Origin of the sequence: Pseudomonas sp. JY-Q (assembly GCF_001655295.1) — a bacterium.
GTDB lineage: Bacteria > Pseudomonadota > Gammaproteobacteria > Pseudomonadales > Pseudomonadaceae > Aquipseudomonas > Aquipseudomonas alloputida.
This window is the reverse complement of sequence record NZ_CP011525.1, coordinates 1,187,830-1,204,159: the sequence shown is the minus strand read 5'-3', so window position 1 is coordinate 1,204,159 and position 16,330 is coordinate 1,187,830. Positions and strand designations below refer to the sequence as shown.

General features: G+C 62.3%; 14 protein-coding genes. 4 read left to right on the top strand and 10 right to left on the bottom strand.

Features of this window, described 5'->3' with window-relative positions; all coding sequences use genetic code 11:
- Positions 1 to 4: 4 nt before the first annotated feature.
- Complete coding sequence (locus AA098_RS05340) at positions 5 to 847, bottom strand: mechanosensitive ion channel family protein (protein WP_003251892.1); 843 nt, start codon at positions 845 to 847, stop codon at positions 5 to 7.
- 116 nt (positions 848 to 963) lie between these two features.
- Positions 964 to 1,449, bottom strand: a complete 486-nt coding sequence (locus AA098_RS05335) for a YajQ family cyclic di-GMP-binding protein (RefSeq protein ID WP_003251890.1) — start codon at positions 1,447 to 1,449, stop codon at positions 964 to 966.
- 100 nt (positions 1,450 to 1,549) lie between these two features.
- On the opposite strand from AA098_RS05335, the gene AA098_RS05330 reads away from it, so the two are divergent.
- The 3 genes from AA098_RS05330 to AA098_RS05320 are packed head-to-tail and all read left to right on the top strand — an operon-like array spanning position 1,550 to position 5,103.
- Positions 1,550 to 2,467, top strand: coding sequence for a putative 2-dehydropantoate 2-reductase (locus AA098_RS05330; RefSeq protein WP_064613914.1), 918 nt, complete (start codon positions 1,550 to 1,552; stop codon positions 2,465 to 2,467).
- Between the two features lie 37 nt (positions 2,468 to 2,504).
- Positions 2,505 to 4,535, top strand: coding sequence for an ATP-binding protein (locus AA098_RS05325; protein ID WP_004575126.1), 2,031 nt, complete (start codon positions 2,505 to 2,507; stop codon positions 4,533 to 4,535).
- A 1-nt stretch (position 4,536) separates the two neighbouring features.
- Positions 4,537 to 5,103, top strand: coding sequence for a cob(I)yrinic acid a,c-diamide adenosyltransferase (locus AA098_RS05320; protein WP_004575125.1), 567 nt, complete (start codon positions 4,537 to 4,539; stop codon positions 5,101 to 5,103).
- 75 nt (positions 5,104 to 5,178) lie between these two features.
- On the opposite strand, the gene AA098_RS05315 is transcribed toward AA098_RS05320, so the two are convergent.
- The 4 genes from AA098_RS05315 to secA form a co-directional block, all read right to left on the bottom strand.
- Positions 5,179 to 6,123, bottom strand: a complete 945-nt coding sequence (locus tag AA098_RS05315) for a Nudix family hydrolase (RefSeq protein ID WP_054888619.1) — start codon at positions 6,121 to 6,123, stop codon at positions 5,179 to 5,181.
- Complete coding sequence (locus tag AA098_RS05310; RefSeq protein ID WP_054888618.1) at positions 6,120 to 6,752, bottom strand: glutathione S-transferase family protein; 633 nt, start codon at positions 6,750 to 6,752, stop codon at positions 6,120 to 6,122. Before AA098_RS05310 ends, AA098_RS05315 begins: the two co-directional genes overlap by 4 nt.
- 144 nt (positions 6,753 to 6,896) lie before the next feature.
- Entirely contained in the window at positions 6,897 to 8,114 is a 1,218-nt protein-coding gene (gene argJ, locus AA098_RS05305) for a bifunctional glutamate N-acetyltransferase/amino-acid acetyltransferase ArgJ (RefSeq protein WP_003251879.1), read from the bottom strand.
- A gap of 182 nt (positions 8,115 to 8,296) precedes the next feature.
- Entirely contained in the window at positions 8,297 to 11,032 is a 2,736-nt protein-coding gene (gene secA, locus AA098_RS05300; RefSeq protein WP_064613913.1) for a preprotein translocase subunit SecA, read from the bottom strand.
- 372 nt (positions 11,033 to 11,404) lie between these two features.
- Here secA and AA098_RS05295 point away from each other — a divergent pair, with 372 nt between their 5' ends.
- Entirely contained in the window at positions 11,405 to 11,860 is a 456-nt protein-coding gene (locus AA098_RS05295) for a DUF721 domain-containing protein (RefSeq protein ID WP_003251875.1), read from the top strand.
- A gap of 47 nt (positions 11,861 to 11,907) precedes the next feature.
- Here AA098_RS05295 and lpxC read toward each other — a convergent pair whose 3' ends face one another.
- The 4 genes from lpxC to AA098_RS05275 form a co-directional block, all read right to left on the bottom strand.
- Complete coding sequence (lpxC, locus tag AA098_RS05290; RefSeq protein ID WP_003251873.1) at positions 11,908 to 12,819, bottom strand: UDP-3-O-acyl-N-acetylglucosamine deacetylase; 912 nt, start codon at positions 12,817 to 12,819, stop codon at positions 11,908 to 11,910.
- A gap of 112 nt (positions 12,820 to 12,931) precedes the next feature.
- Positions 12,932 to 14,128 carry a cell division protein FtsZ gene (gene ftsZ, locus AA098_RS05285; protein ID WP_003251871.1) on the bottom strand — a complete coding sequence of 399 codons (1,197 nt, stop codon included), beginning with the start codon at positions 14,126 to 14,128 and terminating at the stop codon, positions 12,932 to 12,934.
- 55 nt (positions 14,129 to 14,183) lie between these two features.
- Positions 14,184 to 15,446: a cell division protein FtsA gene (gene ftsA / locus AA098_RS05280; protein WP_003251867.1), complete on the bottom strand. Its 1,263-nt coding sequence runs from the start codon at positions 15,444 to 15,446 to the stop codon at positions 14,184 to 14,186.
- A gap of 14 nt (positions 15,447 to 15,460) precedes the next feature.
- A complete protein-coding gene (locus AA098_RS05275) occupies positions 15,461 to 16,330 on the bottom strand; it encodes a cell division protein FtsQ/DivIB (RefSeq protein ID WP_003251865.1) in 870 nt (289 codons plus the stop codon).

Here is a 16,330-nt window from a genome sequence, read left to right as displayed (position 1 = left end):
GGAATTACTGCGTTGCAGTCTCCTGCACCACGCGAATAACCCGCTGCGGAAACGGAATATCGATCCCTTCGGCCTTCAACCGGTCACGCGCATACTCGTTGAGCATGAACATCACGTCCCAGTAATCGGAGGTCTTGGTCCACAAGCGCAGCGATACGGTGATCGAGCTGTCGCCCAGCGTCGACACGACCGCCTGCGGTGCCGGGTCTTGCAGAACACGCGGGTCCTTTGCCAGCTCCAGCAACACATTGCGGGCCTTCTGCAGGTCGGCCTCGTAGTCAACGCCCACATCGAACACCACCTTGCGCGTCGGCTGGCGGTTGGTGTTGGTAATGATGCCGTTGGACAGGCTGCCATTGGGCATGATGACCGTCTTGTTGTCACCGGTGCGCAGCACGGTGTGGAAGATCTGGATACTGTCGACGGTGCCGGCAACGCCCTGCGCCTCGATCCAGTCACCGATACGGAACGGGCGGAACATCAGAATCAGCACACCACCGGCGAAGTTCGCCAGGCTGCCCTGCAAGGCAAGGCCGATGGCCAGGCCTGCGGCACCGATGGCGGCGACGAACGAGGTGGTCTCGATGCCGATCATCGAGGCTACGCTGACCAACAGCAGCACCTTCAGCACGATGTTCGCCAGGGTGCTGATGAAGCCCTGCAGCGCCAGGTCGGCGTTGCGCAGGCCAACCAGCTTGCCGAGGCGGGCGCTGACCTTGTTGATGATCCACCAGCCAACCGCCAAGGTCAGCAGTGCCAGCAGCACACGGCTGCCGTATTCCATGATCAAAGGGATCCACGTCTGGGATTGGCGGACGAGCTGGTCGACCTCAGCGTTCAAATCCATATTCATCTCCTGATGCCGAGCGGCAAGTACACGGTAGAACAGGCCGCGCGTGTTATTACGCAACCCCGGCCCCCATGGACATCATTTGGCCATCGGGGTTCCGGGCCACCCCCACATCAGTCGCGGAAGTTGTTGAACTGCAGCGGCATGTCGAATTCCTTGGTGCGCAGCAGGGCAATGGCTTCCTGCAGATCGTCACGTTTCTTGCCGGTTACCCGTACCTGCTCACCCTGGATGGCGGCCTGTACTTTCAGCTTGCCATCCTTGATGGTGGCAACGATCTTTTTTGCCAGGTCCTTGTCGATGCCTTCGCGGAACTTGGCTTCCTGTTTCTTTTCCTTGCCGGAGGCGTAGGGGTCCTTGGTTTCCAGGCACTTCACGTCGATCTTGCGCTTGACCAGTGCAAGGCGCAGGATCTCCAGCATCGCCTCGAGCTGGAACTCTTCCTCAGCAGTGAGCATCACGGTCTGCTCTTTGTCCTTGAACTCGAAGGTGCCTTTGCCCTTGAGGTCGTAGCGGCGGTCCAGTTCCTTGATGGCGTTGTCGACCGCGTTCTGCACTTCGTGCTTGTCCAGTTCCGATACCACGTCGAACGAAGGCATGGTTGTTCTCCCAAAATAAAAGCGCGCTCAGGCTGAAGATGGAGCGCGCTGGGTTTGAAGGTTAAAATGCGGGCTCATTATAACGGGTTGCGAAACGCATATGAGCAGCACCTGGCATATTCTCGGCGCCGGTAGCCTTGGCAGTCTGTGGGCCTGCCGGCTGGCACGCGCAGGCAAGGCTGTGCGCCTGATCCTGCGTGACGGGCAACGGCTGCAAGCCTATCAGCAGGCCGGTGGCCTGACCCTGGTCGAGCAGGACCAAACCCGGCGCTACGCCATACCGGCCGAAACGGCGCAAGCGCAAGGCCCGATCCACCGGCTGCTGGTGGCCTGCAAGGCCTATGACGCTGCCCCGGCGATTGTCGGTGTAGCGCCACGGCTGGCCGAGAGCGCCGAAGTGCTGCTGTTGCAGAATGGCCTGGGCAGCCAGGATGAAGTCGCCGACCTGGTGCCGCACGCTCGCTGCATCTTCGCCTCCAGCACCGAAGGCGCCTTCCGCGAGGGGGACTGGCAAGTGCGTTTTGCCGGCCATGGCTTCAACTGGCTAGGCGACCCACGAAGCCCCCTGCTCCCCGCCTGGTTCGATGACCTGCACGAGGCCGGTATCCCCGCTGAGTGGACAGTAGACATACTGACCCGCCTGTGGCGCAAGCTGGCGCTCAATTGCGCCATCAACCCGCTGACCGTGCTTCACGATTGCCAGAATGGCGGGCTGCTGGGGCACCTGGGTGAAGTGCAGGCCCTGTGCGTCGAGCTGGCCCGACTGCTGCGCCGTTGCGGCCAGCCGCAAGCAGCCGAGGGGCTGGACGAAGAAGTCCAGCGGGTAATCCTCGCCACCGCAGCCAACTACTCTTCCATGTACCAGGACGTGCATGCAGGACGGCGCACCGAGTTGCACTACCTGCTCGGCCATGCTTGCCGCGCTGCGGGCCGTCATGGCCTGCAACTGCCGCAGCTGGAACACCTGCTGCAGCGCTTGGTCGAAAACCTGCGCGCGCGTGGTTTGCCCTGCGACTGACGCGGCCCTTCAACCGGATACGGACATTGCCTTGCCCATGACCTTGCGCCAACGCCTGGAAAACCTCCCGGTCGGGCAGAAGCTGCTGGCGGCCCTGCTGGTTTTGCTGGTGACCATCTTGCTGATGGCCAACCTCACCTTCATCAGCGCCGCCTACTGGATCACCCAAGAAAGCATGGCGCCGCAGGCTATGCAGACCATCGGCCGGCTGGTGGCCAATCCACAGCTTGCAGCCCGCGCCGGCGACACACCGGACACGGCCCGTGCCCTGCTCAAGGAACTGGACAGTTACACTCCGCTTCGCGCCGCCGCCATCTACGGTGGCGATGGCCGAATGCTGGCGCAGTTGCAACATGGCGAGCCGCTGGCCCTGCCCAAGCGTTTTCGCAACATCGACGGCTGGCGCCTGATGGAGTTTCGCAGCACTCAGTTGATCCGCATCCCCCGCGATGCCAACCCACCGGCACATTTGCTGCTGGTAGCCAGCAGCGAACTGCCCACGGCCTTCTACACCGGCACACTCAGCGCCAGCCTGGGCATCCTGGTGTTCAGTGTCCTGCTATGGATCGTCATCGCCCGGCAGATCAAACGCCTGATCACCCAGCCGATCAACCAGCTTGAGGAGCTCAGCCGCCAGGTTACCCGCGAAGAGAGCTACGCCTTGCGTGCCCAGCGCGGCAATGACGATGAAATCGGCAGCCTGGCCGAGGCCTTCAACACCATGCTGTCGCGCATCGAGGCCCGCGAGCAGCAGCTCAAGAGCGCCCGCGACGAGTTCCAGAGTGCCTACGACCAGGCTCAGGGCCTTGCCGAAGAAACCCGCCACACCAACCGCAAGCTGGAACTGGAAGTACAGGTACGCAGCAAGATCGAGAAAAAGCTCACCGGTTTTCAGAACTACCTCAACAGCATCATCGACTCGATGCCCTCGGCACTGATCGCCCTCGACGAACAGCTCTACGTGACCCAATGGAACCACGAAGCCACGGTGCTTTCCGGCACGCCACTGGACGAGGCACTCAACCAGCCGGTGTTCATTGCGTTCGAGCCGCTGAAGCCGTTCCTCCCGCAACTGAAGGAAACCGTGGAAAAACATCGAGTGGCGAAGATCGAGCGGGTAACCTGGCCCAAGGGCGACGACCTGCGCCACTACGCCCTGACCTTCTACCCACTGACGGGCGGCGGCGGGCGCGGCGTGGTCATTCGTATCGACGACATCACCCAGCGTCTGTCATTGGAAGAGATGATGGTGCAGTCAGAAAAGATGCTCTCGGTCGGGGGGCTGGCTGCCGGCATGGCGCACGAAATCAACAACCCGCTGGGCGCTATCCTGCACAACGTGCAGAACATTCGCCGGCGCCTGTCGTCCGACCTGCCGCGCAACCAGGAACAGGCCGAAGAGCTGGGCATCGACCTGGCCACGATCAACCGCTACCTGGACAGCCGCGAGGTGCCGCAACTGCTCGACGGCATTCAGCAGGCCGGTGCCCGGGCGGCGAAGATCGTCACCCACATGCTCAGCTTCAGCCGCCGCAGCAACCGCCAGCTGGTGCCATGCGAGCTGCCGGCACTGATCGATCAGGCGCTTGAAATTGCCGGCAATGACTTCGATCTGGCCATTGGCTTCGACTTCAAGGGGCAAGCCATCGTGCGCCAGTTCGACCCCGACCTGGGGCCGGTGCCATGCACCGCCAACGAGCTGGAACAAGTACTGCTCAACTTGCTGAAGAACGCAGCCCAGGCCATCCACCAACGCCCGCAACCCAGCGAGCCCGGACGCATCACACTGCGCACCCGGCTAAACCCGCCATGGGCGGAAATCCAGGTCGAAGACAACGGCGTCGGCATGCCCGAGGCAGTGCGCAAGCGCACCTTCGAGCCGTTTTTCACCACCAAGGAAATCGGCCAGGGTACCGGGCTGGGCCTGTCGGTCTCGTACTTCATTATCACCAACAACCACAAGGGGCAGATGGAAGTGCAATCCACGCCAGGCCAAGGCACCTGCTTTACCCTACGCCTGCCCCTCACCCAGCCGGCAGCGGCGGTGCCGGCCAGAACGGAGCAATGACATGGGCTACCGCCTTTCGAAGATCTATACCCGCACCGGCGACAAAGGCGAAACCGGCCTGGGCGACGGCCGTCGGGTGCCCAAGGACCACCCGCGGATCGAAGCGATTGGCGAGGTGGACAGCCTGAACAGCCAGTTGGGGTTGCTGCTGGCGGGGCTCGCCGAGCACGGGCTGAATGAAGTGACCACGGTGCTGGCGCCGTGTCAGCACCGCTTGTTCGACCTGGGTGGCGAGCTGGCGATGCCCAGTTACCAGGCATTGACCCTGGCGGAAGTGGAACGCCTGGAGGCGGCCATCGATGTGTGGAACGAAGAGCTGGGGCCGCTGAAAAACTTCATTCTGCCCAGTGGTTCGGCGCTGGTGGCGCAGGCGCACGTGTGCCGCAGCCTGGCGCGCAGTGCAGAGCGCCGGTGCCAGCAGTTGAATGCCATGGAGCCGCTGGAAGGCGTTGGTTTGGCGTATATCAACCGGCTTTCCGATCTATTGTTCGTGGCGGCGCGGATCATCGGGCGGCGCCAGGGGGTGGCTGAGGTTTTGTGGCAGCCCGCCGAGAAACCCAAAGGCTGATACTTCGGCTGCTTTGCAGCCCATTCGCGGGCTTGCCCGCGAATGGGCCCCGCAGCGGCCCCTGTTACAAGGGACTCAAACCTCGGGCCAGAACGCCCGGATCCCGGCTACACCCTGTGCCCCGGCTTCCCAGGCCTGCTCGCGCTCACCCGGCCCTACCCCACCCAGCAGGTAAACCGGCTTGTTGAACCCGGCAATCAACCGCTGCGCCTCATCCCATCCCAACGGCACCGCCTCTGGGTGAGTCTGGGTCGCCTGCACTGGCGACAGGGTGACAAAGTCCACGCCCATCTGCTCAGCCAGCGCCAGCTCTTCGGCACTGTGGCAGGATGCCGCCAACCAGCGCTCCTTGGGGAACGGCCGGCCCCTGGCGGCATACTTGCGCAGCTGCGCGGCCGTCAGGTGCCAACCGGCCGCCGGGAAATCACCCAGCCACTCCAGTGGCCCTTTAAGCATCAGCTGCGCCTTGCCCGCACACAGCCCGACCGCATCCACCGCCACGTCGCGGTACTTGGGGTCGTACATGTCCGGGGCACGCAACTGGATCAGGCGAATACCATTGGCCACCGCCTTCTGGATGCCCTTGAGCATTTGCGGCACTTCCAGGCCGTCCGGGGTGATCAGGTACTGGTCCGGCAGGCGCGCAGCGGCGACGATCGGCTTGTTGGCCTCGGGGAATTCGTACTGCGGCAAATCGCGCGGGGCAACCCACTCCAGCGGCTGGCCTTCGGCACCATGGGGTTCGCCAGTGAACGCTTCGACCTCGCGCACGTCCAGCAGCACCTGCTTGTCCGGGTAGTCATGGCTGACCTTGATCAGCGCACGCGAATGGCTTACCTCGATGCCCAGCTCCTCGCGCAACTCGCGGGCAAGCGCCGCTTCGACGGTTTCGCCTTCTTCCACCTTGCCACCGGGGAACTCCCACAAGCCGCCCTGGTGCTGGGTATCGGCACGACGTGCGATCAGAATACGGCCATCAGCGCCGCGAATCACGGCAGCTACTACATGAATCCGTTTCACGCTTCACGCTCCTCCAGGCCTGCCTGTTGCCATGCCTGGAAGGCTGGCCATTGATAAATGGTCTCGATGTAGGCTGCCGCCTCGGCGGGGACTTCTACGCGGTAGGTGCGCAGGCGCACGGCCACCGGGGCAAAGAAGGCATCGGCCAGGCTTGCCTTGCCGAACAGGAACGGGCCGCTGTCCTTGGCCACCAGACGGCATTCGGACCACAGCGCAACGATACGGTCGATGTCGATTTGCACGTCCAGCGGCACGCTGTCCAGCGCCTGGTCGCGCGACAAGTCGAACGGCATGGCGCCGCGCAGGGCAAAGAAGCCGCTATGCATCTGCGCACAGGCCGAACGGGCCTGGGCACGCGCCGCCACATCGGCAGGCCACAGCTGGGCTTCGGGGTGGCGTTCGTTGAGGTATTCGGCAATGGCCAGCGAGTCAGCGATCACACCGTGCTCGCTCATGAGCAGCGGCACCTTGCCGGTGGAGGAGAAAGCGAGGATGCGCTGGCGGGTATCAGGCTGGTTCAGCTTGATCAGGGTTTCTTCGTAGGGCACGCCAGCCAGCTCGAGCGCCAGGGCGCCACGCAGCGACCAGGAGGAGTACAGCTTGTCGCCGATGATCAGGTGATAGCTCATGGTTCGGCTCCATGGGTGTGGATTTTTTGGGGTCGCCTTGCAGCCCTTTCGCGACACAAGGCCGCGCTCACAGGGATGCTGTACACAGGACCTTGTGGGCGCGGCCTTGTGTCGCGAAAGGGCCGCAACGCGGCCCCAATTACATCAGGTACGGTACTCGGCGTTGATCTTCACGTACTCGTGGGACAGGTCAGTCGTCCAGATGGTTTCGCTGCACTGGCCACGGCCCAGTTCGATTCGGATGGTGATCTCTTCCTGGGCCATCACTGCCGAACCCTGCGCTTCGGTATAACTCGGGCTGCGGCCGCCTTTGCTCGCAATGCAAACGCTGTCCAGGTAAACATCGATCAGGCTCACATCCAGCTCCGGTACACCGGCACGGCCTACGGCAGCGAGGATACGGCCCCAGTTCGGGTCGGAAGCGAACAGCGCGGTCTTGATCAGCGGCGAGTGGGCCACGGCGTAGCCGACGTCCAGACACTCCTGGTGGTTACCACCACCGTTGACTTGCACGGTCACGAACTTGGTCGCGCCTTCGCCGTCACGGACGATGGCCTGGGCCACTTCCATGCACACTTCGAACACGGCCTTTTTCAGCGCTTCGAAGAGCGCGCCGCTGGCTTCAGTCACTTCCGGCAGGTCGGCCTTGCCGGTAGCGATCAACATGCAGCAATCGTTGGTCGAAGTATCACCATCGATCGTGATGCGGTTGAACGACTTGTTGGCGCCGTCCAGCATCAGGTCCTTGAGGACGCTTGGCGCCACCTTGGCGTCGGTGGCGATGTAGCCCAGCATGGTCGCCATGTTCGGGCGGATCATGCCTGCACCCTTGCTGATACCGGTGACGGTAACGGTCACGCCATCGTGCTGGAACTGGCGGCTGGCCCCTTTGGGCAGGGTGTCGGTGGTCATGATGCCGGTAGCGGCCTCAGCCCAGTTGTTCTCCGACAGGTTGTCGAGGGCGGCCTGCAGCGCGCCTTCGATCTTTTCGACCGGCAGCGGCTCGCCAATCACGCCGGTGGAGAACGGCAGTACCGACTCGGCCGGTACGCCAGCCAGTTCGGCCAGCTTGGCGCAGGTGCGCTCGGCGGCGGCCAGGCCTGGCGCGCCGGTGCCAGCATTGGCGTTACCCGTGTTGGTCAGCAGGTAGCGTACGGTGCCCTGTACACGCTGCTTGGACAGGATCACCGGCGCTGCGCAGAAGGCGTTGAGGGTGAACACGCCAGCCACGCTGGAGCCTTCGGCACAGCGCATGACCACCACATCCTTGCGCCCCGGGCGCTTGATACCGGCAGAAGCGATACCGAGTTCAAAACCCGGAACCGGGTGCAGGGTGGGCAAAGGACCAAGACCAACAGCCATTAGAGCGCTCCTAGAAAAAACGATGATGTCGAAAAAGGGGCCGCTTCGCGCCCCATCGCGACACAAGGCCGCCCCCACAAGGATCGCGCCCGTTCATGGACGAGCGCGGTACCTGTGGGAGCGGCCTTGTGTCGCGAAAGGGCCGCAAAGCGGCCCCAGGCTTGTACAACGTAAGGTTCAGATCACTCGATCTGACCATGGCAATGCTTGAACTTCTTGCCCGAACCACACCAGCACGGCTCGTTGCGGCCCAGCTTCTGGTCATTGCGTACTGGCGCCGAGGCTACCGCTACTTCGGCACCCTCCTCGCTCAATTGCTCACTTTCCAGGCCCGGTGCAGCGGCGTGCTGGAATTGCATGCGACTCGCCAGCTCTTCGGCCTCGCGGCGCAGGCGGGCTTCTTCTTCGGCCGGGTCTTCGCGGCGAACCTGTACGTGCGACAGCACGCGGATGGTGTCGCGCTTGATCGACTCCAACAGCTCCTGGAACAGGCTGAACGACTCGCGCTTGTACTCTTGCTTCGGGTTCTTCTGCGCATAACCACGCAGGTGAATACCGTGACGCAGGTGGTCCATGGTCGACAGGTGGTCTTTCCACAGGTCGTCCAGTACGCGCAGCAGAATCTGCTTCTCGAAGGTTCGCAGGGCGTCGAGACCGGCCTGGTCCTCCTTCTCGGTGTAGGCAGTGGTGATCTCGTTCAGCAGCTTCTCGCGCAAGGTCTCTTCGTAGAGGTGATCGTCCTCGTCGAGCCATTGCTGAATCGGCAACTTGATGGCGAAATCGCTGGCCAGCGAAGCCTCCAGGCCGGCTACGTCCCACTGCTCTGGCAGCGACTGCGGCGGAATGTGCTGGCTGATGGTAGCGTCCAGTACTTCCTTGCGGAATTCGACGATGGTGTCGCCAATGTTCTCGGCGGCCAGCAGGCTGTTGCGCATGTGGTAGATCACCTTGCGCTGCTCGTTGGCGACGTCGTCATATTCGAGCAATTGCTTACGAATGTCGAAGTTGCGGCCTTCGACCTTGCGCTGGGCTTTCTCGATAGCGTTGGTGACCATGCGGTGCTCGATGGCCTCGCCCGACTGCATGCCCAGTGCCTTCATGAAGTTCTTCACCCGGTCAGAGGCGAAGATGCGCATCAGGCTGTCTTCCAGCGACAGGTAGAAGCGGCTGGAACCTGGGTCGCCCTGACGACCGGAGCGGCCACGCAGCTGGTTGTCGATACGGCGCGATTCGTGGCGCTCGGAAGCGATTACATGCAGGCCACCCGTCTCGATCACTTGCTGGTGACGCTTCTGCCAGTCGGCCTTGATCTGGGCGATCTGCTCGGCTGTCGGGTTTTCCAGGGCAGCCACTTCGGCTTCCCAGTTACCGCCCAGCAGGATGTCGGTACCACGGCCAGCCATGTTGGTGGCGATGGTCAGTGCACCTGGCGCGCCTGCTTGCGCGATGATCTCGGCTTCCTTCTCGTGATACTTGGCGTTGAGCACCTTGTGGTCGATCCCTTCCTTTTTCAGGAGGTTGGACATGTGCTCGGAAGTTTCAATGGTCGCGGTACCTACCAGCACCGGACGGCCCAGCTTCATGCTTTCCTTGATGTCGGCGATGATCGCGGCGTATTTCTCGTCAGCGGTCAGGTACACCAGGTCGTTGTAGTCCTTACGCGCCAGTGGCTTGTTCGGCGGAATGACCATCACGTTCAGGCCGTAGATCGACTGGAACTCGAATGCTTCGGTGTCGGCGGTACCGGTCATGCCGGACAGCTTGGTGTACAGGCGGAAGTAGTTCTGGAAGGTGGTCGAAGCCAGGGTCTGGCTCTCGGCCTGGATGTTCAGGTTCTCTTTGGCCTCGATGGCCTGGTGCAGGCCCTCGGACAGGCGACGGCCCGGCATGGTACGGCCGGTGTGTTCGTCGATCAGCAGAACCTGACCGTCCTGGACGATGTACTCGACGTTGCGGTGGAACAGCTTGTGTGCACGAAGACCGGCGTAGACGTGTGTCAGCAAGCCCAGGTTGTGCGCGGAGTACAGGCTCTCGCCCTCAGCCAGCAGGCCCGCCTGGGCCAACATCTCTTCGATGAACTGGTGACCGGCTTCGTTCAGCTCCACCTGGCGACTCTTCTCGTCGATGGTGAAGTGGCCTTCCTGGGTGACCTGGCCTTCGACCTCTTCGATGTGCTGGGTGAGGCGCGGGATCAGGCGGTTGATCTCGATGTACAGCTTGGAGCTGTCCTCGGCCTGACCGGAAATGATCAGCGGGGTACGCGCTTCGTCGATGAGGATGGAGTCGACTTCGTCGATCACGGCGAAGTTCAGTTCACGCTGGAACTTCTCGTCCTGGCTGAACGCCATGTTGTCGCGCAGGTAGTCGAACCCGAATTCGTTGTTGGTGCCGTAGGTGATGTCGGCTGCATAGGCGCCGCGCTTTTCTTCCGGCGGCTGGAAGGCCGAGACGATACCGACCGACAGACCGAGGAACTCGTACAGCGGGCGCATCCAGTTGGCGTCACGGCGCGCCAGGTAGTCGTTGACGGTGACCACATGCACGCCCTTGCCGGACAATGCGTTGAGGTAGACGGCCAGGGTACCGACCAAGGTCTTGCCTTCACCGGTGCGCATTTCTGCGATCATACCCTCGTGCAGGGTCATGCCGCCGATCAACTGCACATCGAAATGGCGCATGCCCATGACACGCTTGCCGGCCTCACGGGCCACGGCGAAGGCTTCGGGCAGCAATTGGTCCAGTGTCTCGCCTTTGGCCAGGCGTTCCTTGAACTCTGCAGTCTTGCCCCGCAGTTGCTCGTCGGAGAGGGCCACCATCTTCTCTTCGAAGGCATTGACGATACTCACCGTCTTGAGCATGCGTTTGACTTCACGCTCGTTCTTGCTTCCAAAAAGTTTTTTTAACAAAGGCGCAAACATATCGGCAGGATCTTCCACACGTAGGGATGGAGGGCGGCCCCATGAGTCGCCCGTGCAGCCCATAGGCCGCATGCGAACGAGCATTCTACCCGGAAACGATGGTGAGGAAAGTGGTGGATTTCCACGATGCTGATACAGCGTTTTGGCAGGGGCCTGTTTTAGATAGGGGCATTTTCACTGAGTTCAAGGCTTGGCAACATGAAAGCTATCGAGAACCAGTCTTGTCTTTGGCTGCCTGTGCCGGCCTCTTCGCGGGTGAACCCGCTCCTACGAGATACCGATAACCCTGGCAGGAGCGGGTTCACCCGCGAAGAGGCCGGCACAGGCAACGGAGATGTTAGACTGTGCCCACGTCACCTCACGCGTACCCCCATGGCCTACAAACCCTCCCCCGCCCAGCCACCTTCCGCCCTGCTGCGCCAGGTGCGCCCGCTGCGCCTGCTGCTGAACCAGGCCGAGCGCCTGGAGCACTTGCAGCGTCTGCTGGAAAGCCAGTTGCAACCGGCTGCCCGCGAGCACTGCCATGTGGCGTCCTGGCGCGATGGTACTTTGTTGCTGGTGGTTACCGACGGCCATTGGGCAACCCGCCTGCGCTACCAGCAGAAGCGCTTGTTGGCGGCCCTGCAGGCCATGGAAGCATTCGGCAACCTCAGGCGCATCCTGTACAAGGTACAGCCGCCGCTGGTACCGGCCAAGCGTGGCGGGCATGCGGCCGAGCTTTCGAACAGCGCGGCCGAGAGCCTGCGCGACACCGCCGAGGGCATTACCGACCCCAAACTGCGCGCCGCACTGGAACGGTTGGCTGCCCACGCTCAGGGCAAGCCATAAAAAAGGCCACCCGAAGGTGGCCTTAATGAACTAGAGAGTGTTCGAACTTACACGGCCGCAACAGGGCGCATGTACGAGATCGGTGCCGTGCTGGCATCTTCGAAAGTGACCACTTCCCAGGCATCGGTTTCAGCAATCAGCTTGCGCAACAGCTGGTTGTTCAGCGCGTGGCCGGACTTGAAGCCCTTGAACTCGCCGATCAGGCTGTTGCCCAGCAGGTACAGATCGCCGATGGCGTCGAGGATCTTGTGCTTGACGAATTCGTCTTCGTAACGAAGGCCGTCTTCGTTGAGCACGCCGTCCTCATCGACCACGATGGCGTTCTCGACACTGCCACCCAACGCAAGGTTGTGCTTGCGCAGGTACTCGATGTCACGCATGAAGCCAAAAGTACGCGCGCGGCTGACTTCCTTCACGAACGACGTGCTGGAAAAGTCGACGCTGGCGCTCTGGGTCCGGTTGCGAAGCACCGGGTGATCGAAATCGATCTCGAAGCTCACCTTGAAACCTTCGAAAGGCAGGAACGTGGCGCGCTTGTCGCCCTCTTCCACGGTTACCTCACGCAGGATGCGGATGAACTTCTTGGCTGCGTCCTGTTCTTCCAGGCCGGCAGACTGAATCAGGAATACAAAAGGACCGGCGCTGCCATCCATGATCGGCACTTCCGAGGCGGAGAGCTCGACGTAGGCGTTATCGATGCCCAGGCCCGCCATGGCGGAGAGCAGGTGCTCGACCGTATCGACCTTGACGTCACCGTTGACCAACGTCGTCGACATGGTTGTCTCGCCGACGTTGGCCGCACGCGCAGGGATCTCGACCACAGGGTCGAGGTCGGCGCGGCGGAAGACGATGCCGGTGTCAACAGGTGCAGGCTTGAGGGTCAGGTAAACCTTCTCCCCGGAGTGCAGACCGACACCTGTGGCACGGATGGTATTCTTCAGGGTGCGTTGTTTAATCATGGCATTGGCCGCTTCAGCGCAAATTGCGAACAGGTATCAACAAAGGCTGGGGATGATAACAGACCCAACCTTTGATGAATACCAATCACCTTTATACCCCTGATAAATTCCATTAATCAGCCTGACGACGCAGGAATGCCGGGATATCGAGGTAGTCCAGGTCATCCTGAGGGTTCAGTTTAGCGGCTGCGGCAGCACCTGCATGCGCCTGGTTGCGCATGACGGTCGGGCGCTCCAGGTCACGGTAGTTGACCGCTGGCTGCTCCTGGCGCACCGGCGCAGGATTGGACGCTTCGTACGCCTGCTGGGCAGTCTGCAGGGTATTGTCGACCACCTTCACAGGCTTCTCGATGCGTGCGCCCAGACCAGTGGCCACCACGGTCACGTGCAGTTCGTCACGCATGTCCGGGTCAATCACGGTGCCGACCTTGACCATCGCGTGGTCGGAGGCGAAGGCTTCGATGATGCTACCCACGTCGGAGTACTCACCCAGCGACAGGTCCGGGCCTGCGGTGATGTTCACCAGGATACCGCGGGCGCCCTGCAGGTTGACGTCTTCCAGCAGCGGGTTACGGATAGCTGCCTCGGTGGCTTCACGTGCACGGTTCGGGCCGCTGGCGCAGCCAGTACCCATCATGGCCATGCCCATTTCACCCATCACGGTGCGCACGTCGGCGAAGTCGACGTTGATCATGCCTGGGCGCTTGATGATGTCGGAGATACCGCGTACGGCACCGGCCAGTACATCGTCAGCCTTGGCGAAGGCAGACAGCAGGCTGGCATCCTTGCCCAGGATGGTCAGCAGCTTCTCGTTGGGGATGGTGATCAACGAGTCGACGCTTTCAGCCAGCATGCGGATGCCTTCATCGGCGATCTGCATGCGCTTGCGGCCTTCGAACGGGAACGGACGGGTCACCACTGCAACGGTGAGGATACCCATTTCCTTGGCCACTTCGGCAATGATTGGCGCTGCACCGGTACCGGTACCGCCACCCATGCCGGTGGTGATGAACACCATGTTGGTGCCCTGCAGCACTTCAGCGATGCGCTCACGGTCTTCCAGCGCGGCCTGACGGCCGACTTCCGGATTGGCACCGGCACCCAGGCCCTTGGTCACACCCGTGCCCAATTGCAGGATGGTGCGCGCGCCAATGTTTTTCAGCGCCTGGGCATCGGTGTTGGCGCAGATGAATTCCACGCCTTCGATGCTGCTCTTGACCATGTGATTGACGGCGTTGCCGCCACCACCACCAACGCCGATCACTTTGATGACCGGACTTTGCGGGACGTTGTCTACGAGCTCGAACATTTTCCCTCTCCTTACAGTTCTCTAGTTGTTGCGCCTACCACTACTGCTTTGAAACTTAGAAGTTGCCCTGGACCCACTTCTTGAAGCGTTCAAGCACTGGGGCCTTCGGTTCATCGCCATAGCTGTTGCTGCTGCTGTTGCTGTTACCGGTCAGGGCCAAATCCTCGGACTGCTTCAGCAGGCCGTAGGTGAGCAAGCCCACACCGGTGGAATAGATCGGGTTGCGCACCACGTCGCTCAGCCCCCGAACGCTGTGCGGCACGCCCAGGCGTACCGGCATGTGGAAGATTTCCTCGGCCAGTTCCACGGCGCCTTCCATCTTCGCGGTGCCGCCAGTGAGGACGATGCCGGCGGGCACCAGGTCTTCGTAGCCGCTGCGGCGCAGTTCGGCCTGGATCAGGGTAAAGAGCTCGTCGTAACGTGGCTCCACCACCTCGGCCAGGGCCTGGCGCGACAGCTCGCGCGGTGGGCGATCGCCCACGCTTGGCACCTTGATGGTCTCGCCAGCGCCAGCCAGTTTGGCCAAGGCACAGGCGTAGCGGATCTTGATTTCTTCGGCGTACTGGGTCGGGGTCCGCAGGGCCATGGCGATGTCGTTGGTCACCTGGTCGCCGGCAATCGGGATGACCGCCGTGTGGCGGATGGCGCCCTCGGTGAAGATGGCGATGTCGGTGGTGCCGCCACCGATGTCCACCAGGCACACACCCAGTTCTTTTTCATCATCGGTCAGCACCGAGTAGGCCGAAGCCAGCTGTTCGAGGATGATGTCGTCGATTTCCAGGCCGCAGCGGCGCACACACTTCTCGATGTTCTGGGCGGCGTTGACGGCGCAAGTGACCACGTGAACCTTGGCTTCCAGACGCACGCCAGACATGCCCAGCGGCTCGCGCACGCCTTCCTGGTTGTCGATCACATAGTCCTGCGGCAAGGTGTGCAGCACGCGCTGGTCGGCCGGAATCGCCACGGCCTGGGCGGCGTCGAGTACGCGCTCCAGGTCGGCCAGGCTGACCTCGCGGTCACGGATGGCAACGATGCCGTGGGAGTTCAGGCTGCGGATGTGATTACCGGCCACACCGACGAACGCCGAGTGGATACGGCAGCCGGCCATCAGCTGCGCCTCTTCCACGGCGCGCTGGATCGACTGCACGGTGGACTCGATGTTCACCACCACGCCTTTTTTCAGGCCACGGGACGGATGGGTGCCGATCCCGACGATTTCCAGGGTGCCGTCTTCGCCCACTTCGCCCACCAGCGCCACCACCTTGGAGGTGCCAATGTCCAGCCCGACGATCATTTTGCCGCTATGCGCGTTTGCCATGGTCCTGCCTCTCTCTAATTCTTCGCAACGGCGGGTTGGGCCGTCGTCGGTGCAATCGGTTCCCGCCAACCAACGGCAAGTCCGTTGGAATAACGCAGATCAATGCGGGCGATAGTGGTGATCTGGTCTTTGAGTGTCTTGTCGTAAATGGCAATGAAACGGCGCATCTTCTCCACCAGATGATCGCGCCCCAGCAGCAACTCGATGCCTGGCCCGGCACTGCTCGCACCAGTGGTCAGGAACCAGCTGCCTCGCTCGCGCAGCTCCAGGCGAGCGATGGAAAAGCCCAAGGGGCGCAGCATCTGGCTCAATACCTGATACTGCTGCATGACTTGTTGCTGAGCACGCTGCGGCCCGGCCAGCTGCGGCAGGTGCTCATAGTTGGCCAGCTCGCGCGGGGTGAAAGCCTGACCCTGGTTGTTGAGCAGGGCTGCGTCCCCCCAGCGTGCCACCGGCAGCTGCTCTTCAAGGCGGATCACCACCTCGTCGGGCCACACCCGGCGCACTTCGGCGTGGGCGATCCACGGCATCTGCTCGAGCTCGGCCCGCATCGCTGGCAGGTCGACGCTGAAGAAGCTCGCCGCCACGTAGGGCGCGATACGCTGCTGCACCGACTGCTGACTGATGTAGCTGAGGTCGCCCTGCACATCGATCTTGGTGATCGGGCGGTCTGCGTACGGCATCAGGCGAATGGCGCCCTCGTAGGCACCAAAGCCGGCCGCCACCAGCAACACCGGCCACAGCAAGCGCTTGAGGCCGCCCAGGCTTGGCCGGGGCAGGCGCGCCGATACGGGCTCGTCGGCCACCAGCCGGCTGGCACCACGCGGCACCGGCTTGCTACGGCCGGTAACGGGTTGCTGCTGACGTATCATCGCGCCTTGCAT